Here is a 22,344-nt window from a genome sequence, read left to right as displayed (position 1 = left end):
TGTCTTTATTTCTTATATCTCATTGTTAACAGAGCGGTAGGCAACGAAAGCACGATGCCGTAAAACACGTTTTGCGAAATAAGCTGGAACGTAAGTTGGATAGGCGTAAGTGCTGCCACCGTGTCGAATGCAATCATTATCTGCTCCATTGAATTGGCAAGGTCGCCCTGCACCATTTGCATCGTTTCGTTCAGTTGCTGGCGGTACATGTCCATCAGGAACCCCTGGTCGATGAACTGGAAGTATATATAATGGGCTACAGCCGTCAGCATCGCCGCAAAAATGTACATGCATACCGTAAAAAGAAAGGCGCGTGAAAAAGAAACCGTTCCTCCACAACAGGTGTTTCTGAACTTCCGTGTGTACAAATACCCTAAAACCGGAACGAAGAGGGTGCAGAGGACGAAGCATAGTTGCAGCAAAGGAAAACTGAACCCTAATGGGAGGAAGATGAATTTGATAATCCAAAAAACGCCCATGTAGGTGCCGAACCTCATCGCTTGCTCTTGAATGGAGACTGGTCTATCTGTTGTCATTTTCTTTTTCTTATAAAATGGATTCGTGCACAAAAGTACGTTTTTTGTCTCTATTTTCTCTATGAAAAGCCGGAAAAATGATGTTTCTTTCAAATTTTCTTCATTTTTTTATCGGAATGTATTGCATATTCGGAAAAAACACCTACCTTTGCACCCGCAATCGAGAAATATCGCGCCGATGATAGTTCAGGGATTGCAAGATTTTTGAAATACGGGTAAGTCCCATACGGCCAGCTCCCTTCGAATCCTCCAGGGCTTGATCGCAGCAAAGGTAGTTGGTTGTAGCGGCGCGATATGGTAAGCTTACCCACCTGCCTCTTTAGCTCAGTTGGCCAGAGCACGTGATTTGTAATCTCGGGGTCGTTGGTTCGAATCCGACAAGAGGCTCATCCGATAAGCCATTCCTTTATGTGAGGAGTGGCTTTTTTGTATGTTCATATTCTGACAAAACCAAGTGGAATGTGCGGGAAACCTAACTGCGTCGCCTGCACGATTACTAATCGTCAGCCTGTACGATTACTAATCGTTAAGCTGTACGATTAGTAATCGTACAAGCGATGCAGTTATATTGCCTGCATTTTACGGATAAGTCTTTGTGGGTTATCAGCTTGTTGCAGCCGGGTTCGCAGGTCGCTTTGCGGTTGGTGCTTATTGTGTATTTTCATTTCCTTTTCATACTTCGTATCACGTCTTTTGTGGCGGCATCTACCCGGTACGACTCTACGATTTTCTGTAATGCCTTGTTGTAAGTGAAGTCGTCCAACGAATTTTGTTGCAGGTATGCCATCGTCTGTTGGGGGAATTTCACGAAGCAGACCGATATTGCCCATGCCACTCCCATCCGTACGTAATAGCCTTCGTGGCGGATGGCATTATATAAGGAGAGAAGTTCGCCGATGTGCTCCTCGTCGATGAAGAGTTGCATCGCCATCACCACTCCGAAACGGATTTCATACTCGCCCTCGGCTTGCATCCAAGTCTTCAGGTACTCCCACAGCCGTTCTTTGTTCGTTTCGACGAACCGCTTTCCTCCTCCGAACTTGAACGTGTCGCACACCGACCAGCTGTTGATGTTCCATACAAAACGGGTCACTCGGTGCAGGTACACCTCGATGTCGGCATCGGGACGGATGCAGCCCAATACCATTCCATGCAACATCCGCTCTTCCATATAATAGGTGTCGGCGGTATCGAGGTAAGTTTCCCAATCGGCTTTGGCGATGCGTGCCGCCAGCTGGCGCAAGTGGGGCACACGGATGCCCAACACATGTTCCACGCCCGGATTCAGGCTTTCGGTAAACTTTTTGTTTCCCTGCTCTGCCAACCGGAGCAGATGCTCTTTGATGGTCAAGCCTTCGAGTCTGTATTCTTCCATATCTTTTGCTTTGTTGTCATATTTCCTGCAAAAATACGCATTGCTATCCCCATAAGTAGGTATTTAACATCTTTTTTTACCTAAAAGTAGGTATTGCCGCTATAAAGCAAGCTCCATACCTTTGCGGTAGTTAAAAATCAACAAAAGATAAAGAGAAATGAAAACAACGAAACTCCTATTCTCACTCTGTTTAGCGATGCTTGCCCCGCACGCTTTCGCTACAGGTGAAGCAGAGCAGGCAAGTAAAGGCAATGCGGACATAACCGCAGAGAGCGCATCGGAAACGGTCAAGACAGAAAAGAAGAAATCACGCTTTACTATCGGCGGTTATGGTGAGGCGGTGTATAGCCGGAACTTTTATAGCGACAATTATTTGAGGTACAGCAATCCGAACCGATACAAGGATGACAGCCACGGGCGTTTTGATTTGCCCCATGTCGTGCTGATGTTAGGTTATGACTTTGGCAAAGGTTGGTCGATGGGAATGGAAATCGAATTTGAACACGGGGGTACAGAAAGTGCCGTTGAAATAGAAGAGGAAGAAGGCGGTGAATACGAAACCGAAGTGGAACGTGGCGGTGAGGTCGCTTTGGAACAATTCTGGCTTCAAAAGAGTTTTTGCCCGGAGTTTAACATCAAGTTAGGGCATATCATTGTTCCCGTAGGTGCCACCAATGCCCATCACCTTCCTACCGAGTTCTTCGGAGTTTACCGTCCCGAAGGCGAGAACACGATTATGCCCTGCACATGGCATCAAACCGGAATCAGCCTTTGGGGACAAGCGGGCGACTGGCGTTATGAGGCTTTATTGGTTGCGGGCCTTAACTCTGAATTGTTCGGCAGGAAAACATGGATACACGATGGGGCGGCATCCCCTTACGAATTCAAGATAGCCAATTCCATGGCAGGAGCTTTCCGGGTAGATAACTTTTCTGTACCCGGTTTGCGCCTTTCATTGAGCGGTTATGTGGGCAATTCGTTCCGCAACACGTTAAAAGTGCCTTCCGGAAGTTCTTATGATGGCATAAACGGTACCGTGATGATTGGTGCTTTCGATTTCCTCTTCGACCGTTGGAACTGGATAGCACGGGGAAACTTCGACTATGGATATTTGAGCGATTCGGATGAAATCACTATTTATAACCAAAGCTATTCGGATACCGCTCCTTCTCCTATGCAATCTGTTGCTTCCGAAGCCATAGCAGCAGGGGTGGAAGTAGGATACAACATTTTCTCGCAAATCAACAAGTTGGACCAAGACGGACAGAAATTGTACTTGTTTGGGCGTTATGACTATTACGATTCAATGTTCAATACCATAGGTTCCATTGTCGATTTCGAGTACTGCGGACGCCATCGGGTAGCTGTAGGTTTGAACTATTACCCTATCAAGAATATCGTGTTGAAAGGCGAATATTCGATAGGGTTACTGAAGAGCCAATATAATAACGAACCCGCCATATCATTAGGGGTAGCTTACTCGGGGCTTTTCAATCTGTAAATGCAAGGTGAATATTAATCAAAAATAACACATTATGAAAAAGTATTTTAAACTTCCGCTTTATGCGGTTATGACTGCCTTTTTGGCAATGGGAACGGTAGCTTGCGATGATGAAGAGAATACAGGAGGAACTGATTCTGGTGAACTCTCTCCTCGTGAAGCTGCCCTCAAGGAAATAGTTAACGACTATACCACGAAAACGGTCATCCCTACTTACGAAGCCTTGGCAGATGCTTCCGTAGAATTGCATACGGCTTGTATGGCTATGTATAATGCAGGAGTAGGAAATGTAACGACCGACCAAGTAAGAACGGCTGGCGAAGCATGGAAAAAAGCTCGTGAATATTGGGAACGCAGTGAAGCGTGGCTGTATGGACCTGCAGGTGACTATAATGTAGACCCGCACATTGACTCATGGCCACTCGACCAAATCGCACTTGACGCTTTGCTTGCCAATGAAACTGAAATGGCAAAGATGGATGTAAACGGTGTGTATATTTCTTCGCAGGACTATGGTTTGCTGGGCTTCCATGCGTTGGAATACATGTTGTTCGCTATCGAAGGAAGTGGCATGAGCCAGACCTCAGTACCTCATTCAACTGATTATACGGCACAGGAACTGAGTTATATTGCCGGTGTGGCAGGAGACTTGCGCAACCATTGTATCTTCTTGGAAGCAGCTTGGGTAGGCGAAGATAATATTAGCAGTGCGAAACAACAGGCCTTGGCAGATGTACGCAATGAGGCTCAGTTTGCCGCAAACAATGTGTCTATCCAACGTGTGTTGCAAGACCTTGCCAACGGGCTTTGTTATGCTGACGAGATGAATAATCCTGCAGAAGGAGGTGGAAACGACTTTGTAAACTACTTGCAAGCTGTTCAATCATTGGCAGGAGAAGACGGCATACAAAACATCGCCAATGAAGTAGGGAACATCAAGATTGGTAATCCTACCGGTATGGGAGCAGGCGATGAATACGAATACGACCCTGACTATATCGAATCGCCTTATAGCTTGAATTCCATCAATGACTTTTTGGGCAATATTATTTCAATAGAGAATGCTTACAGAGGAATACAAACTTCGAAGAGCTACAACAGCGGTGTAACCTATGCCCAACCGGTAGAACATTCGTTGAGCAGCTATGTGGCTTCGCTTGATGCCGATTTAGACACAAGGGTCATAGCCGCCATCGACAATGCTTATAATGCCATCGACCAAATGGAAGAACCGTTTGTTGTCACTTGTGCGCAAGGAGGTGCGTACACGGAGATTAACCGTAATGCCATTACCGCTTGCCGGGAACTGAATGACATTTTTGATGAAGTGCTCGCCCTTATTCGTGAACAACGATAAACAGACAGGATCTTTTTATGTTAAGCGGGTATTTGTAAAACAGGTATCCGCTTGTATAGCTATTTTAGAAAATTAATTGAATATCCGCAAACATCCCATGTAGGGGCGTATCGCATACGCCCGAATGCATCAACTAATCCGTGGATATTTTCAGGGCGTATGCGATACGCCCCTACATGGCAATTAGGTGAAATGCGATATTCAATAAAAAATATATGACTAACAGATAATAATAAAGTAAAGTTATGAAAAAACATTTCGTTTATATAGCAGCACTCTTGGCAAGCCTTTCTTGCTTCACGGCTTGCCAGGATGATGAAGTAAACACTGGCCAGCAAGGCGGAGAAGGAACCGAATCTGAACTGCCCGATTGGTACTATACCGGAGGTGAACTGGGAACAACATTCGTTACCACCCAAACTGCTTTCGAACAACCTACTCCTGCCGTGGATGCCAGTGTGACATTCACTTCCGCATTTAACCGTGGGGAACAATTATTCGAAAAGCCGTTTAATTCAAATTATAGTGGGACGCGCCATGGTCTCGGACCGGTCTATATCCGCACCTCTTGCCAGCATTGCCATCCGGGATACGGGCACGGGCAGAGCCAGCCCGAAGGCTCGTTCCGCACGAACGACATTGGGAACGGATACTTGCTGGTTGTCTACAACCCTGCAACCAATGCCTACGTTTCTTGGCTTGCAGGTATGCCGCAGACCCATGCCGTAGCCCCTTTCAAGGCTCCGCTGGACGAAAGCCAGATTATGCTGACCTGGCATGAATATATCGACCAGAACGGGAACAAGTTCCCCGACGGTGAGACCTATTCGTTGCGCTATCCGGAAATAACGATTCCCAAGAGTGCCATTTATGTAGCCAACAAAGGATATGATGTGGGCACATACGAAGTCCGCCTCGAATCCACCATCGGCATTTACGGTACGGGCTTGCTGGATGCCATTTCGGATGAAGACCTGAAGGCGCAATACGTGCAGGAAGAAAAAGACGGTTATCTGAAGAACGGGCTGAACCCCAACATCTTTGCCAACGGAGACTGGACGGGGCAATATGCCAACACGGCACAGGGAGGTGACGGGACGAAATATCCTTACCGGTATACGTATGCTCTGAGCCGCGGCCCGTTGCAGGATGCAGCCGGAGCCAACGCTTTCTGGAACATCACCAACGCTACACGTAGCGACCGCCGCTTCCATTACCTGGATGCGGCAGGTACGTATGCCCAGTATTCTTCGGAAGACCCTGAAGTGCAGGCAGGCTTCCGTGACTACATCGAGCAGGCAGACCCCGACAAGAACCATCCCGACTGGCACATCCAGAACGAGGACGGCACGTACGACGAGCAGCAGAACATCTACAATTACCTGACTTCGAAGGAACTGGACGTGGAAGTGTCTGACCAAGACTACATCGACCTCATGGTATGGCACCGCGGACTTGCCGTGCCCGCCGCACGCAACGTAGACGATGAAGAAGTATTGAAAGGCAAGGAACTCTTCGAACAAATCGGGTGTACGTATTGCCATAAGCCCAGCTGGACAACGGGTGATGACGAGATACGCGACCCGGCACGTTTCTTCGTAGGAGACAAGGCAGACCAGTTGCCCCGCTATCCGAACCAGAAGATATGGCCTTATACGGATATGGTACAGCACAAGCTGCACATGCAGAACGATATCCGCACGGGCTGGTGCCGCACCACTCCGCTTTGGGGACGCGGCCTGCACCAGCGTTGCACCGGAGCCGAATATGCCGACCGCCTGCACGATTGCCGCGCACGCACCACGCTGGAAGCCATCATGTGGCACGGCACCAGCACCGAGAGCGACGCTTACGAGACTGTGGAACAATTCCGCCAGCTCTCGAAAGAAGACCGTGACGCCATCGTGAAATTCATCGATTCTATTTAAATTTTTATCACCACGGATTACACAGATTTTATCAATTAATAATTAACAGTTAACAATTAATAATTGGCAACGGAGCATCCGCCGTTATTCATTTTTATAGTAAAACAAAATTGGTTTGCGAAAAATGGATTGGAACACAGAGACACAAAGGCACAGAGTTTTATTTCTTTGAGAGAACAGAGTTCACGGTGCAAAGTGCTGGCTTTATGATCTTTGCTTTTTTATATAATTATTTCTCCGTGTCTCTGCGTCTCTGTGTTCGATAAAGAATCACACTGATTTTTCGCAATCCATTTCCGATTAACTATAATTAAATCCGTGTAATCTGTGGTGTATGTTCACCACAAAACAAATGAAACTGATAAAACGCATTGCTTTCGGGAGCGCAGGACTGCTCGTCTTGCTGATGATGACCGCCACCGTTGTAGAAAAGCTGCAAGGAACCGGTACGGCTTGGACGGCTATCTATGGCTCTCCGTTCTTTACCATGCTGTGGGGAATCCTGGCGGTATGCGCTTTGGTTTACCTGATAAGCCGGAAACTGCAACGGGATTTTTTTACGTTCCTGCTGCACATAGCGTTTCTGGTTATCCTGGCAGGAGCGCTCACCACGCGCCTTTGCGGAAAGCAAGGAAGCATCCATTTGCGGATGAACGATACGCCTGTTTCGGCTTTTGTCACTTCGGAAACGGAGGAAGAGCCGCTTCCTTTCGATGTGCGGCTGCACGATTTCCGCATCGACTATTACAAAGGAAGCTTTGCGCCCATGGACTTTACCAGCCGCATCCGAATTGAGGATAACGGAATGCAGGCAGAAGGAGAAGTGTCGATGAACCGGATATTCACTTATCACCATTACCGTTTCTACCAGTCGGCATACGACAAGGACGGGCAAGGAACTACCCTTGCGGTGTCTTACGACCCATGGGGCATCGGCATTACCTATACCGGATATGCTTTATTGCTGCTCTCTGTCTTGGGCTTCTTTTTTCAGAAAGACAGCATGTTCCGCCGGCTTCTCCGTCATCCCGCGTTGCGTAATAAAACGGTTCTGTTAGGTATCGCACTGCTTTCATCCGTCGCTGGCATGGCTTCGGAGCAGCCCAAGCACTTATCCCGTGAGGCTGCATCCGCGGTAGGCAACCTCTACATCTATTACCACGACCGCATCTGTCCCTTGCAGACCTTGGCGAAAGACTTTACCGTAAAGCTTTACGGCAAAACGACCTACAAAGGACTGACTGCCGAACAGGTGTTTACGGGTTGGTTCTTTTATTACGATGACTGGAAAGCCGAGCCTGTCATCCGCATTAAAAGCAAGGAAGTGCAACGCCGGCTGGGTATCGGAGGGGATTATGCTTGCCTGAACGATTTTTTCGGAACGGAAGGGTATAAGCTGAAAGAGAATGGAACGGGCAGTTCCCAATACAAACGTGAATGGAACGAGGCGAACGAGAAGTTCAACCTGATTAGCATGACCGCTACGGGCAGCATCCTGAAAATCTATCCGTGCCGGACGGAGCATAACCGGACAGGCTGGTTCGCTCCCGTAGACGACTTGCCTCAAGACTTGCCCGACGAGCAATGGCTGTTCGTCCGCAAGAGCCTGGGATTGCTGAGCGAGCAGGTGATGAAGAAAAACGATGCTGCCATACTCGAACTTACGGGGAAGATACGGAAATACCAACAAAAGACTGCGGGTGAAGTGCTTCCTTCCGATGCCTGTTTCCGGGCGGAAAGGCTATACAATTGTTTGGACTATACCCGGCCTTTGGCGATGGCTTGCCTTACCGTCGGCATTCTTTCCTTTATTTTCTATTGCCGGCGGATGAGCCGTCCGGTATGCGGCAAGACCCGTGTGAATGTCTTTTTGCTTGCCGCATTGGGTATCATTGCGGTTTATCTCTTGTCGCTTATCGGTCTGAGGGGATTCGTCAGCGGACACCTCCCGCTGTCGAACGGCTACGAGACGATGCAGTTTCTGGCATTGTGCGCCACCTTGCTCACTTTTATTTTCTACCGCAAGTCCGAAGCCGTCATTGCTTTCGGCTATATGCTGTGCGGGCTGGCATTGCTGGTGGCGATGCTGGGCGAGGCAAATCCGCCTATTACCCAACTGATGCCGGTATTGGCATCGCCCTTGCTTAGCCTTCATGTGGTGACCATTATGATTGCCTATTCGCTTACCGCATTTATCATGCTGAACGGCATTATGGCAATTGTGTTGCGCTATACTCATAAGGATTATCAGGATGCCGTTGTCCGGCTGCAAGTCATGAGCCGGCTTATTCTTTATCCGGCGGTGTTCTGCCTGGCGCTCGGCATTTTCATCGGTGCCGTATGGGCGAATGTTTCATGGGGGCGTTATTGGGGATGGGACCCGAAAGAGACTTGGGCGCTTATCACCTTATTTATATATGCGGCAGCCTTGCATGCTTCGTCGCTCCCCGCATTTCGTCGGCCTATGTTCTTTCACTGGTTTGCCGTTGTCGCGTTTTTGAGCGTACTGATTACTTATTTTGGCGTCAATTTCATCTTAGGCGGCATACATAGCTATGCTTAAAAAAGAAAGCATCATTTGTTTTTACTTGTCATTCTGTTGAGAATGAAAACAGAGGCTGATGCGCGAGCACCGGCCTCTGTTGCTATAAAAGATTGTCTTGTATGATGGGGATTCAATATCAATATACTTCCACCTTGGCAGCCAGCGACTTGCACTTTTCGCGCAAGGCATCGAGGTCGCCGTCCGGTTTGTCGTAGCAAACCACTACGCCCATACGGCGGTTCAGCTTCGTAAACGGTTTGCCGAAGATGCGTAAGTACGTATCGGGTTGTGAGCAGACCAGTTCTTCACCCCGATAACGCGGAGCTTCCTTGCTGGCTATGGGTGAAAGAATCACGGCACTGGCACCGATATGCTCTTGTGTAATGCCTGGGATAGGCAATCCCAGCACAGCGTATAAATGCAATTCAAATTCGTTCAGGTTCTGGGTATTTGCCAAAGTTACCATACCCGTATCGTGCGGACGTGGAGAAAGTTCGGAGAAGTACACGCCGTTTTCGTGGCTCAAGAAGAACTCTACGCCCCAAATGCCATAGCCGGTCAATGCTTCGGTTACTTTTGCTGCCATGCGTTGCGCTTCGGCAAGATGTTCGGGAGCGATGTGTGCAGGCTGGAAGCTCTCGCGGTAGTCTCCGCCTTTCTGTACATGTCCGATAGGCGGGCAGAACAGGGTAGGGCCGTTCTTCTGCGTCACCGTAAGCAAGGTGATTTCACTGTCAAACTGGATGAACTCTTCGATTATCAGTTCCTTGATATCGCCCCGGCTTCCTTCGCAACCGTAATGCCATGCGTGTTCCAGGTCTTCCGGACCTTTCGCTACCGACTGGCCTTTGCCCGATGAGGACATCAAGGGTTTGATGACACAGGGGAAACCGATTTTTTCTGCCGCTTCCTTCAATTCGTCGAATGATTTGGCATAGAAATATTTCGCGGTCTTTAATCCTAATTCTTTTGCGGCAAGGTCGCGTATCGCCTTGCGGTTCATCGTAAAGTTTACGGCACGCGCACTGGGCACAACCTGAATGCCTTCTTTCTCCAAATGGTACAACCGTTCGGTACGGATGGCTTCAATCTCAGGCACAATAATGTCCGGATGATATTTTTCAACTACACGATCGAGCGCATCGCCATCCAGCATATTGAATACTTCACAAGCATCTGCCACCTGCATGGCAGGAGCTCCTGCATACGAATCACACGCAATGATGTACTGTCCCAAACGTTGGGCAGCAATCACAAACTCTTTTCCTAATTCGCCGGAACCCAGCAACAATATTTTCTTCGTCATACGGTTTACGTTTTTTCTTTATTGTCTATGCGCACAAAGATAGCACATTTTTGCTTTCCATGTACGGAATGCCTGTGTTTTTTATCAGTCTTCACCTTACGGAAGCGCCGGCAACTGTCTGCGCAGACGCACGAAGCTATATGTACCGGATGATGCATGTATCTGCGTGCATGGATGCAATGTCGCGGAAAATGTAAGTTGGTTGCGAAGGGAGGGAGGTGTTGGAATATTGAAGTTGCAAAATGATAATATATAACGGGGAATACTGTAAAATTGATACTGATACCTTTGTTTTTGGTTTTAGTTTGAAAGTGTAGTGACTTTAAAATAAGAATTTGTCTTAGTTTTGCGCCGTTCTGGTTGATAAATGCTACTTTTGCAGTGAAAACAAAAACAAAAAGATTTTGTATATGTGTGTTTTGTTTCAGAATGCATATTATATTAGAGGAAAGATAAACTAACAACTAAATTTGAGGTATTATGTCAACATTACGATTTAGGGTAGTAGAAAAAGCGTTTCAGGCGAAACCTTTCGAAGTTCCGGCTCCGGCGGAACGCCCGAGTGAGTATTTCGGAAAGTATGTATTCAATCGCGAAAAGATGTTTAAGTATCTGCCCAGTAAAGTGTTTGAAAAGCTGGTTGATGCGATGGATAACGGCGCAACGCTCGACCGGGGCATTGCCGATGCTGTGGCAGAAGGAATGAAGCGCTGGGCAAGCGAATTGGGGGCGACTCATTATACCCACTGGTTCCAGCCACTGACCGAAGGCACGGCAGAGAAGCACGATGCATTCGTGGAGCATGACGGCAAGGGAGGTATGATGGAAGAGTTTTCGGGAAAGTTGCTGGTACAGCAGGAACCGGATGCTTCTTCGTTCCCGAACGGCGGTATCCGCAATACGTTCGAGGCAAGGGGCTATAGCGCATGGGATCCTTCATCGCCGGTGTTTGTGGTAGATGACACGTTGTGTATTCCTACTGTCTTTATTGCTTATACGGGAGAATCGTTAGACTATAAAGCTCCGTTGCTGAAGGCTTTGCGTGCGGTGAATAAGGCGGCGGTAGACGTTTGCCATTATTTCGACCCGAATGTGAAGAAAGTGTCGGCATATTTGGGGTGGGAACAGGAATATTTCCTGGTAGATGAAGGCTTGTATGCCGCCCGTCCGGACTTGTTGCTTACGGGACGTACGCTGATGGGGCATGAGGCTTCGAAGAACCAGCAGTTGGAAGACCATTATTTCGGAGCGATTCCCACGCGAGTGGCAGCTTTCATGAAAGACTTGGAGATTCAGGCGTTGGAATTGGGCATACCGGTAAAGACCCGTCATAATGAAGTGGCGCCGAACCAATTTGAGCTGGCTCCCATTTTTGAGGAATGCAACCTTGCCGTCGACCATAACATGTTGATAATGTCGCTCATGCGTAAAGTAGCACGCACGCATGGTTTCCGTGTCTTGTTGCATGAAAAACCGTTTAAGGGAGTGAACGGATCGGGCAAGCATAACAACTGGTCGTTGGGAACTGATACAGGGGTGTTGTTGATGGCACCGGGAAAGACGCCCGAAGAGAACCTGCGTTTCATCACGTTTATTGTCAATACCCTGATGGCGGTTTATCGGCATAACGGATTGCTGAAAGCTTCGATTATGAGTGCGACCAACGCGCATCGTTTGGGAGCGAACGAAGCGCCTCCTGCCATTATTTCTTCGTTCTTGGGCACGCAATTGAGTAAGGTGCTCGACCACATGGAGGAAAGTTCGACCGATGATTTGATTTCCTTGGGCGGAAAGCATGGGATGAAGTTGGATATCCCGCAAATTCCGGAATTGCTGATAGACAATACCGACCGTAACCGTACTTCGCCTTTCGCCTTTACCGGAAACCGTTTCGAGTTCCGTGCCGTAGGGTCGGAAGCCAACTGTGCGAGCGGCATGATTGCGTTGAATACGGCTGTAGCTGAACAGTTGGTTGAGTTCAAGCAGAAAGTAGACGGTTTGATAGAGCAAGGCGAGCCGAAGGTGTCTGCATTGATTCAGGTAATCCGTGAATATATCAAGGCTTCCAAGCCCATTCGCTTTGACGGGAACGGATATAGCGAAGAGTGGAAGGAAGAGGCTGCACGCCGTGGACTGGATTGTGAAACCAGTTGTCCGGTTATTTTCGACCAGTATCTGACTCCGGAGACCGTAAAGATGTTCGAGTCGCAAGGGGTGATGACCCAGAAAGAACTGGAGGCGCGCAACGAAGTGAAATGGGAAACTTATACGAAGAAGATTCAGATTGAGGCGCGCGTATTGGGCGACCTGGTGATGAACCATATCGTTCCGGTCGCTATCGAATACCAAAGCAAGCTGATTGATAATGTCTATAAGATGAAGGGGTTGTTCCCTGCGGAAGAGGCGGAAAAGCTTTCGGCGGAGAACCTTGCCATTATCAAGAAGATTTCCGTGCATACATCGTATATTAAAGAACACGTAGATGCGATGGTAGAAGCCCGTAAGGTTGCCAATAAGATTGCGGACGAACGTGAAAAAGCCGTGGCATATCACGATACAATCGCCCCTATGCTGGAGCAAATCCGTTACCACATTGATAAGTTGGAATTGATTGTAGACGACCAGATGTGGACGTTGCCAAAATACAGAGAGCTGTTATTCATCAGATAAATATCATTAGATTACCTCTATTTTTCTTATTGGTTGTTTGATGAAAAATGGGCCGGAATCTCCGTGAGGAAGTTCCGGCTCGTGCTCGTTTTTATTCTTTCCATTTTTCCGCCCGATGCTTTGTACAGGTTGGCTATGGTGATTTGCTTGTCCTGTCACGGCGGACCTGTCACGGCGGATCTGTCACGGCGGATTTGTAATCATGAGTGGTCGGAAGATCTAAGACGTTAAGCCATTTGCTTCCAGACGCTTGTGTTTCCCTTTTTGGCTTCCGTGCGGTGTCCCGCGATTTCCGGCAGCCATCTCCGAGGCAAGTCCCATCGCATAGTCTTCCATTTCCAAATCGAGAGTGAAGACGGCCATGGAATACCCCAGCTTGTTCTCACGCTTGTATATCATGACAAGCATGGCCGTTATGAGCGTCATGTAAAGGATGACCTGCAGGCCGTTCTCGTTGACCGACAGGAAATGGCTGAAGGAGAGTTCCTGCTTGAGGAAACGGAAAAACACCTCGATGTCCCAACGGCGGCGGTAAATTTCGGCAATCTCCTTGGCCGGCAGTTCCATGTCGTTGGTGATGAAGCATATGCGGTTTTCCACGCGTTTGGCTTTCCCTTTGTTTTGGGGGCGTGTGGTGTCACGCGGCTCCTTGAAATGGGCCGTGATGACGCGGTACTCCTCCGTGCCGAATTTGCGGCTCCCCCCTTCACGCAGGTGTACGACCTTGTCCTCATCCAGCACCAGCTTTTCCGGAGCGCACTTGTCGGCCTCCGGGATTTCCAGCACGCGCACCGTCTCCATGCTGCGGTTGGTCTTGATGCGGCCCACGAACCTGGCGTGCTGTCCCGTCATCGAATCGTATGCGCGCAACGATGACAGCCCGCGGTCAAAGACGTAGAGGTTGCTGTGTTCGGGGTCCTTCTTTATCATCCCGTCTATCGCCTTGGGCAGGGCGACGTCCTCGCTCAGATAAGCCGGCTCGTCCAGCACCTCGGCCAGCTTCGCGGCGAAGCCTTCGTACCCCATCGTGTATTTCACCTGCCGCCGTTGCCTGCAGGCATCCTTTCCAACCGGACGCTTGCCTACGGTGAAGCCCTTCTTGAGCTTGTTGCAGGTTTCGGCCACGAGGGTGCTGTCCACCCTTACCAGCAGCTTGCGCTCTATCTCACGCGGAGTGTAGAGGCTGTGCAGCTTGTCGTAGAACACTTCGTATGCCTTGCGGAAAAACTCCACATTCACTTTCGAGAGGCGTTCCGAGATGGAACTGTGCGAAACCCTTTCCCCAAGCGAGTAGTCGAACAGGGTGCAGAAGGCGCGGCTCTCGAACACCTTCTCCAGTTTGCGCTGGCTCAACCGCTTGCAGCGGATCAGCCCATAAAGCAGCAGGTTGAAAAGGCGCTCCCCCTGCAGTTCCTTGGCGTAGCGGTCCATTTCCGTGGATTTCGCGAGCCGTGCCAGCATCTGTCTGGGGAGAAGGCGGACGAGGTCGGTCGCATGGCATTTCAATTCATCAAGATGCATAATGTTTCTGTGTTTGTTTGATTCCGCAAATATAAATATTTTATTTACAGCTTGTTTCACTTTTATATCTTCCGACCACTCATGATTTGCAATCCGGCGTAATGAATGAATCGGATTTGTAATCCGAAACCATTGGCGGATGATGCGGATTACAAATCCGCAGCTATGGTTACGCCGGATTGTAAATCCGGCGTGACAAAAAATCCGGCGTGACAAAACAAGCCCGACCGCACGGGATTCTTCATTCTTAATTCTTCATTCTTCATTCAAAAAGAGTTTACCACTCTACAAACTTGCCTCTCTCCCGGCGCTCTTTCAGCAATTCGGCAAGCCGCTTGTTCTTTGAAGAAGCGATGTATTTACGTCCGAAGATATTCGGGATGGCTACTCCTACCGATATACACAGGATAATCAGTCCCGAATTGACTCCGCTCTCGATGGCTTTCATCAAGGGCGTCACGCCGTCGGGGTTCTGCACGTTCATGTTGATGATGCCGAACAGCATCCGGTACATCAACACTCCCGGAATCATCGGAATGACCGAAGGAATGGTAAGCACATGGTTGGGCACATGGAACCAGTGGACTGCCTTCACCGCTATCAGACTCACCAGCAACGCCCCTGAGAACGAACCTACCACCAAGCCCATATCCAGCCCGATGTTGTTCGTGCTCGGGCCTAAATTCACAAAATTGCGGGTACATACCGCCAAGATGCCACCTATCGCCACAACCCATAACAAGCGGCGCTGGATATTGAATATCATCGAGAATCCCATAGCCGAAATGGCGGCGGCAAGCGCATATTCCCAATAAGAATGATGAGGAATCATGCTGATAGTAGGGAAAAAGTTCTCGATGGCGCATAATTTCACGGCAAAAGCAATGCCAAACGCCATGGCTCCCATCATAATCATCGTATTCGCCGCCCGCACAATACCTACCTGGATGTAATTGTCGAGCATATCGTCCACAAAATTTATCAACGGAACGCCGGGCACAATGAACAAGGCACATGCCAGCAAGGGATGCCAGGGGGTATCCGTCCACGAAGCCGGAAGGAACGTAGTAGCCCATGCGACCATTGTAGCCACAAACGCCGAAATGGCAATGCCCATATATCCGTTCAGCCCCGACTCATTGCACTTCTGGCGGAGCCGCATGCCGATGATAGCCGCAATCGAGGCATACAAGAACGCCATCCAATCGCATCCGAACTGCACACAGAATCCGCCGCACGCGAATCCGGCACCGACAGCCGTCTGCAACGGCGTATAATTCCGCTTCTTCGCACGGATTTTCTCAAGCTCCTCCTCATATTGGTCGAGCGTATAGTCGTTTTCTATCGCCCGCCATGAAAGCTTGCTTATCTCGGATATGGCACTCATGTTTACGCCATGCCCGTTGATGCGCTGGAACTTCGTGAACGAGAAGTTCTCATCGCTCACATTCACCATCAGCATGGTAAAGCTGATGTTGATATGGAGCTTTTCCTCAGGGATGCCCAAATAAGCGGCTGTCCGCTTCATGTTCCGCATAATGCGGTTGGTATCTGCCAAACTTTCCACCAAGACCTTACCCGTACGGAGCAAAAGGTCAACCCGACGATGCAACATCTGATCGTGGGCTTTTACAGTTGTCTCTAAATGTTGCTCTAATTCCATTTTGCCTAAATTTAGTTTCAGGGTGCAAAGGTACAAAAATATCTGCACCTGCCGGGAAACAATTGTGGATAAAATCCACGGCATGCGCTAAAAATTCCTCAATTCATAAAACATAAGAAAGGATTTAGGCTTCTGATTCTCAATATTAAAAAAATTATTGTACCTTTGGCACAAGTATTGCTTGCATCTTTACGGCATCTAAACTCATAAATTATTAATTGTATGAAACGCTTTTTGACCAAAAAAGATTTGAAACTAAAGAAGAGACAGACCATTTATACCGTCATCGGCATCGCCGTCATCCTTGCGGTCTACTGGTTTGTGACACGGGAAAAAGAAACTGAACCTGAAGCGCCAATCGTAAGTGTAACCCCTGCACAGCAACAGGATGTGGAAATTTACGGCGAATACGTAGGACGTATCCGCGCGCAACAATTCGTAGAGGTACGCGCACGCGTGGAAGGCTTTCTGGAACAAATGCTGTTCGCGGAAGGCACCTACGTCAAACGGAACCAGGTGCTTTTCGTCATCAACCAAGACCAATACCGCGCAAAAGTAGATAAAGTAAGCGCCCAATTAAAGAAAGACGAGGCACAGGCCCGAAAAGCGGAACGCGACCTGGAGCGTATCCGCCCGCTTTACGAACAGAACGCAGCCAGCCAGCTCGACCTTGACAACGCCATCGCCGCATACGAGACTGCCGTGGCAAGCGTAGGCATGAGCCAGGCGGACTTAGACCAGGCCGAGCAGGAACTGGGATATACCATTGTGCGTTCGCCCATTTCAGGGCAGATAAGCGAACGGCACGTCGACCTGGGCACGCTGGTGGGCACTTCGGGAAAATCCCTGCTTGCCACGATTGTGAAGAGCGATACCGTATTGATTGACTTCAGCATGACCGCCCTTGATTACCTGAAGAGCAAAGAGCGCAACATCATTATCGGGCAAAAAGACTCTACCCGCTCTTGGCAACCCACGGTGACCATTACCCTTCCGGACAACAGCGTTTATCCCTACAAAGGGCTGGTGGACTTTGCCGAACCGCAAGTAGACCCGAAAACCGGAACGTTCTCGGTGCGTGCGGAAATGAACAACCCCGAACATGTATTGCTTCCGGGACAATTCACCAAAGTGAAGCTCTTGCTTGACGTGCGGGAAAACGCTACGGTCATCCCCCAGAAGGCACTGATTATCGAAAAAGGAGGAGCCTACATCTTCGTCATGCGGAAAGACTCTACCGCCGAGAAGCGTTTCATCGAACTGGGTCCGGAATTCGGGAACAATGTCGTCGTGGAACGCGGCCTGATTCCGGGCGAAATCATCGTAGACGAAGGCTATCACAAGCTGACTCCCGGCATCAAGATGCGTGTGGGAGAAGCTCCGAAAGAAGAAGAAAATAAAAAAGAGGAAGAATAAACCGATAAATTTCTAAACAAGACATCCATGAAAGTGACTTTCTTTATCGATCGGCCTGTATTCTCGATCGTTATATCCATATTGATAGTCATCATCGGGCTTATCGGGCTTACGATGCTGCCTATCGACCAGTATCCGCAAATCACTCCACCGGTGGTGAAAATCAGCGCCTCTTATCCGGGAGCCAGCGCGCTTACGGTGTCGCAAGCCGTGGCTACCCCGATTGAACAAGAACTGAACGGTACGCCGGGGATGCTGTACATGGAGTCGAACAGCTCCAATTCCGGAGGATTCTCGGCTACGGTCACCTTTGACATTTCGACCAATGCCGACCTGGCGGCTGTAGAGATACAGAACCGCATCAAGCTGGCAGAATCACGCCTGCCTGCCGAAGTGGTGCAGAACGGCATCGAAATCGAGAAACAAGCCGCCAGCCAGCTGATGACCATCTGCCTGACTTCCAACGACCCGAAATTCGACGAAATATACCTGAGCAACTTCGCCACCCTGAATGTGCTCGACTTGCTCCGCCGCATTCCGGGCGTGGGACGTGTGTCCAACATCGGAAGCCGGTATTATGCCATGCAAATCTGGGTAGACCCAGCCAAGCTGGCAAATTTCGGACTGACCGTGCAAGACGTGCAAAACGCGCTGAAAGACCAAAACAGGGAATCGGCAGCCGGCGTATTGGGACAACAGCCTGTAACGGGACTTGACGTAACCATTCCGATTACAGCCCAAGGACGTTTGTCAAGCGCATCCCAATTCGAAGAAATCGTCTTACGCGCCAATCCGGACGGTTCGCTTATCCGCATGCGGGACGTCGCCCGCGTATCGCTCGAAGCGCAATCCTATAACACCGAAAGCGGAATCAACGGAGGCAACGCTGCCGTATTGGGCGTATACATGCTTCCGGGAGCCAATGCCATGGAAGTGGCAGAACGGGTAAAAGCGACCATGGACGAAATCAGCCGGAACTTCCCCGACGGAATGAAATACGAGATACCGTTCGACATGACCACGTATATCTCCGAATCCATCCATGAAGTATATAAAACCCTGTTCGAAGCCTTGTTCCTGGTGATTGTAGTGGTGTTCCTTTCCCTGCAAAGCTGGCGCGCCACGCTAATCCCGACCATTGCCGTACCGATTTCCTTAATCGGCACATTCGGCTTCATGCTGATTTTCGGTTTCTCGCTGAACATCCTTACCCTGCTGGGACTGGTGCTTGCCATCGGACTGGTGGTAGATGACGCCATCGTCGTGGTAGAGAATGTGGAACGCATCATGGAAGAAGAACACCTGAGCCCATACGAAGCGACCAAGAAGGCAATGAACGGGCTGACGGGCGCCTTGATAGCCACTTCAATGGTGCTTGCCGCTGTATTCGTCCCCGTAAGTTTCCTGTCGGGCATCACCGGACAACTGTACCGCCAGTTCAGTATCACCATTGCCGTATCGGTATTGCTTTCGACCGTAGTGGCATTGACCCTCAGCCCGGTGATGTGTTCATTGATTTTGCGTCCGCAAGACCCCAACAAGCCCAAGAACCGCGTATTCCGTACCATCAACAAATGGCTGGAAAAGGGCAATCACAGCTATGTGGCTGGCATCATCAAAATCACGAAGCACTCCAAGCGCACCCTTGTCGCGTTCAGCATGGTCATCGTTTTCATATTCTTGCTCTACCGGCTGATTCCTACCAGCTTCCTTCCCACAGAAGACCAGGGGTACTTTACCGTTGAGCTGGAAATGCCGGAAGGAACCACCCTGGAGCGCACACGCATCGTGACCAACCGGGCCATCGATTACCTGATGAAGAATCCGTCGGTAGAATATGTGCAAAGCGTAGCGGGTACCAGCCCGCGTGTAGGCACAAGCCAGGCACGAAGCTCGCTCACCGTTATCCTGAAGGGATGGAAGGAACGCGACAATACGACCATCGAAGAAATCATGGCAGACGTACAGGAGGAATTCAAGAAATATCCGGAATGCAAAGTATACCTCTCTACGCCGCCCGTCATCCCGGGACTGGGTACATCGGGAGGTTTTGAAATGCAACTGGAGGCACGCGGAGACGCGACCTACGACAACCTGATTCAAGCCGCCGACACCCTGATGTATTATGCCTCACAACGGAAAGAGCTGGCAGGGCTTTCCTCTTCGCTGCAAGCCGAAATTCCGCAGCTCTATTTCGATGTAGACCGCGACAAAGTGAAATTCTCAGGAGTGCCTATGGCGGATGTATTCGCCACCATGAAAGCATATACGGGGTCGGTTTACGTAAACGACTTTAACATGTTCAACCGCATTTACCGTGTATATATCCAGGCAGAAGCACCGTACCGTGAACACCGTGACAACATCAACCTCTTCTTCGTGAGGGGAAATGACGGAAGCATGATTCCGCTGACCGCGCTGGGCACGACCGAATATACCACCGGCCCCGGAAGCATCAAACGCTTTAACATGTTCAACACAGCCATTATCCGAGGCACGGCAGCACATGGATACAGTTCGGGACAAGCCATGGAACTGATTGAACAATTGGCACGCGAGCATCTTCCAGACAACATCGGCGTAGAATGGAGCGGACTTTCCTATCAGGAGAAACAAGCAGGAGGGCAGACAGGCATGATTCTGGCACTGGTATTCTTATTCGTCTTCCTGTTTCTGGCAGCATTATACGAAAGCTGGAGCGTGCCTATCGCCGTATTGCTGTCTTTGCCTGTTGCCGCATTGGGGGCATACTTGGGCGTAGCGGTATGCGGACTGGAGAACGACACGTATTTCCAAATCGGGCTTGTGATGCTGGTGGGGCTTGCCGCAAAGAACGCCATCCTCATCGTGGAATTCGCCAAAGACGAAGTGGAATCGGGAAAGAGTGTGATTCAGGCAGCGCTCCATGCAGCCCACTTGCGTTTCCGCCCCATCCTGATGACCTCGCTTGCCTTCATCCTGGGTATGGTCCCGCTGGTTCTTGCATCCGGTCCGGGCTCGGCAAGCAGGCAGGCTATCGGTACGGGAGTGTTCTTTGGCATGATTGTAGCCGTAACGGTGGGAATCTTCCTCGTCCCGTTCTTCTTTGTCATGATTTATACAACAACGAATAAACTGAAAAAAACAAAAGTCAGGAAAGTATGAAACAAATCTATAAACCCCTTTGCCTGTTCTTGTGGAGCATCCTCGTAATAAGCACGGCAGGATGCCAGATAGGCAAGCACTATACCCGCCCCGAACTGAACCTGCCTGAGACACTGGACAGCCTCAGCGTAGACTCTGTCTCTATCGGCGACTATGCATGGGAAACCTTATATACAGACACTACACTCCAGGCACTTATCAGAAAAACCTTGACTTATAACAAAGACATGATGATTGCCGCCGCAAGAGTCCGGGAAATGGCAGCAAGGAAACGCATTGACATCGGCAACATGCTGCCCCAAATCGGGCTGCGCGTCTACGCCGAACGTGAACGGACAAACTACGGCGGCGACAGTTATTCGCAAGATGACGAATTCGACCTGAAAGGAACGATGAGCTGGGAAATAGACCTGTGGGGAAAACTCCGCTGGGCAAGAGACAAGAGCGTAGCCGATTTCTTAGGTTCCGTAGAGAACCAGCGCGCCATGAAAATGAGCCTGATTGCGGAAGTCGCACAAACCTACTTCGAACTGGTCGCACTTGACAACGAACTGGCGATTGTCCGCCAGACCGTAGAAGCCCGGCGCGAAAGCCTTCACTTGGCACGCATCCGCTACGAAGGAGGACTGACATCGGAAACCGCTTTCCGGCAGGCACAAGTGGAATTGGCACGAACCGCAACATTGGTCCCCGACCTGGAACGGCAGATTACGCTGAAAGAAAACGATATCGCCTTCCTTACCGGTGATTATCCGCATCACATCAAACGGACGGTATTGCCGGAAGACGTATTGCTCCCCGTAAGCCTTCCGGTAGGACTGCCCTCCAGCTTATTGGAACGCCGTCCGGATGTACGCCAGGCAGAACAAGCCCTGATAGCTGCCAATGCCGAAGTGGGGATTGCGTTTACCAGCCTCTTCCCCAGCCTGACGCTGAACGCCAGCTACGGCGGAGAAAGTGACGTGCTCGATGAATTGCTGAAATCCCCGTGGCACCTGCTCAGCGCCAACCTTTTGCAGCCCGTATTCAGCTGGGGGAAAAACCGTGCCCGCCTGAAAGCGCAAAAAGCCGCATTGGAAGGAGCAACCCATGAATACGAAAAAGTCGTGCTGAACGCTTTCAGAGAAGCATACAACGCCATCGCCGATTTCAACAAGACCAAAGAAATCTACGAGACACGGCTCCGGCTGGAACAAGCGTCCAAAAGCACACTCGACCTTGCCCAACTGCAATACTTAAACGGAGTAATCGGTTACATGGACTTGCTGGACGCACAACGTGGATACCTTGACGCACAAATCAGCCTGAGCAATGCCGTCCGTGACAAGCAAATCACCATGGTCAACCTGTACAAGGCATTGGGCGGAGGGTGGAAAGAATAG

13 protein-coding genes and 1 tRNA gene are annotated in these 22,344 nt (G+C 49.7%); 9 read left to right on the top strand and 5 right to left on the bottom strand.

All coding sequences use genetic code 11. From position 1 onward, the window contains the following. Positions 1-5 precede the first annotated feature (5 nt). Complete coding sequence (locus BACSA_RS06695; protein WP_013617345.1) at positions 6-536, bottom strand: DUF4199 domain-containing protein; 531 nt, start codon at positions 534-536, stop codon at positions 6-8. Between the two features lie 313 nt (positions 537-849). Between BACSA_RS06695 and BACSA_RS06690 the strand changes: the two genes are divergently transcribed. Further along, positions 850-923 (top strand) — tRNA-Thr (locus BACSA_RS06690). Positions 924-1,197: 274 nt separating this feature from the next. Here the strand turns inward: BACSA_RS06690 and BACSA_RS06685 are convergent. Further along, complete coding sequence (locus BACSA_RS06685; protein ID WP_013617344.1) at positions 1,198-1,911, bottom strand: DNA alkylation repair protein; 714 nt, start codon at positions 1,909-1,911, stop codon at positions 1,198-1,200. Positions 1,912-2,068: 157 nt separating this feature from the next. Here BACSA_RS06685 and BACSA_RS06680 point away from each other — a divergent pair, with 157 nt between their 5' ends. The 4 genes from BACSA_RS06680 (at position 2,069) to ccsA (ending at position 9,260) form a co-directional block, all read left to right on the top strand. Next, positions 2,069-3,412 carry a hypothetical protein gene (locus BACSA_RS06680; protein WP_013617343.1) on the top strand — a complete coding sequence of 448 codons (1,344 nt, stop codon included), beginning with the start codon at positions 2,069-2,071 and terminating at the stop codon, positions 3,410-3,412. A gap of 34 nt (positions 3,413-3,446) precedes the next feature. After that, on the top strand, positions 3,447-4,769 hold the full coding sequence (locus tag BACSA_RS06675) for an imelysin family protein (protein WP_013617342.1): 1,323 nt from the start codon (positions 3,447-3,449) through the stop codon (positions 4,767-4,769). Between the two features lie 245 nt (positions 4,770-5,014). Further along, positions 5,015-6,697, top strand: coding sequence for a di-heme oxidoredictase family protein (locus BACSA_RS06670; protein ID WP_013617341.1), 1,683 nt, complete (start codon positions 5,015-5,017; stop codon positions 6,695-6,697). Positions 6,698-7,049: 352 nt separating this feature from the next. Beyond that, positions 7,050-9,260: a cytochrome c biogenesis protein CcsA gene (gene ccsA / locus BACSA_RS20795; RefSeq protein ID WP_041584271.1), complete on the top strand. Its 2,211-nt coding sequence runs from the start codon at positions 7,050-7,052 to the stop codon at positions 9,258-9,260. A 118-nt stretch (positions 9,261-9,378) separates the two neighbouring features. Here ccsA and purT read toward each other — a convergent pair whose 3' ends face one another. Continuing rightward, the gene (gene purT, locus BACSA_RS06660) at positions 9,379-10,548 is read right to left on the bottom strand and encodes a formate-dependent phosphoribosylglycinamide formyltransferase (protein WP_013617339.1); all 1,170 of its coding nucleotides are present in this window, start codon (positions 10,546-10,548) and stop codon (positions 9,379-9,381) included. A gap of 480 nt (positions 10,549-11,028) precedes the next feature. On the opposite strand from purT, the gene BACSA_RS06655 reads away from it, so the two are divergent. After that, positions 11,029-13,218 (top strand): glutamine synthetase III family protein, encoded by a 2,190-nt coding sequence (locus tag BACSA_RS06655; protein ID WP_013617338.1) that lies wholly within the window; start codon positions 11,029-11,031, stop codon positions 13,216-13,218. 219 nt (positions 13,219-13,437) lie between these two features. On the opposite strand, the gene BACSA_RS06650 is transcribed toward BACSA_RS06655, so the two are convergent. Next, a complete protein-coding gene (locus tag BACSA_RS06650) occupies positions 13,438-14,799 on the bottom strand; it encodes an IS4 family transposase (RefSeq protein WP_245546591.1) in 1,362 nt (453 codons plus the stop codon). Positions 14,800-15,016: 217 nt separating this feature from the next. Further along, positions 15,017-16,402, bottom strand: coding sequence for a threonine/serine exporter family protein (locus BACSA_RS06645; protein ID WP_013617336.1), 1,386 nt, complete (start codon positions 16,400-16,402; stop codon positions 15,017-15,019). 222 nt (positions 16,403-16,624) lie between these two features. Here BACSA_RS06645 and BACSA_RS06640 point away from each other — a divergent pair, with 222 nt between their 5' ends. The 3 genes from BACSA_RS06640 to BACSA_RS06630 are packed head-to-tail and all read left to right on the top strand — an operon-like array spanning position 16,625 to position 22,344. Then, the gene (locus tag BACSA_RS06640) at positions 16,625-17,818 is read left to right on the top strand and encodes an efflux RND transporter periplasmic adaptor subunit (RefSeq protein WP_013617335.1); all 1,194 of its coding nucleotides are present in this window, start codon (positions 16,625-16,627) and stop codon (positions 17,816-17,818) included. A 27-nt stretch (positions 17,819-17,845) separates the two neighbouring features. Then, a complete protein-coding gene (locus BACSA_RS06635; RefSeq protein WP_013617334.1) occupies positions 17,846-20,962 on the top strand; it encodes an efflux RND transporter permease subunit in 3,117 nt (1,038 codons plus the stop codon). Then, positions 20,959-22,344, top strand: coding sequence for a TolC family protein (locus BACSA_RS06630; RefSeq protein ID WP_013617333.1), 1,386 nt, complete (start codon positions 20,959-20,961; stop codon positions 22,342-22,344). Before BACSA_RS06635 ends, BACSA_RS06630 begins: the two co-directional genes overlap by 4 nt.

Origin of the sequence: Phocaeicola salanitronis DSM 18170, from assembly GCF_000190575.1 — a bacterium.
GTDB lineage: Bacteria > Bacteroidota > Bacteroidia > Bacteroidales > Bacteroidaceae > Phocaeicola > Phocaeicola salanitronis.
Note: the sequence above shows the minus strand (reverse complement) of the source record. Positions and strands in the feature narration are given on the sequence as shown.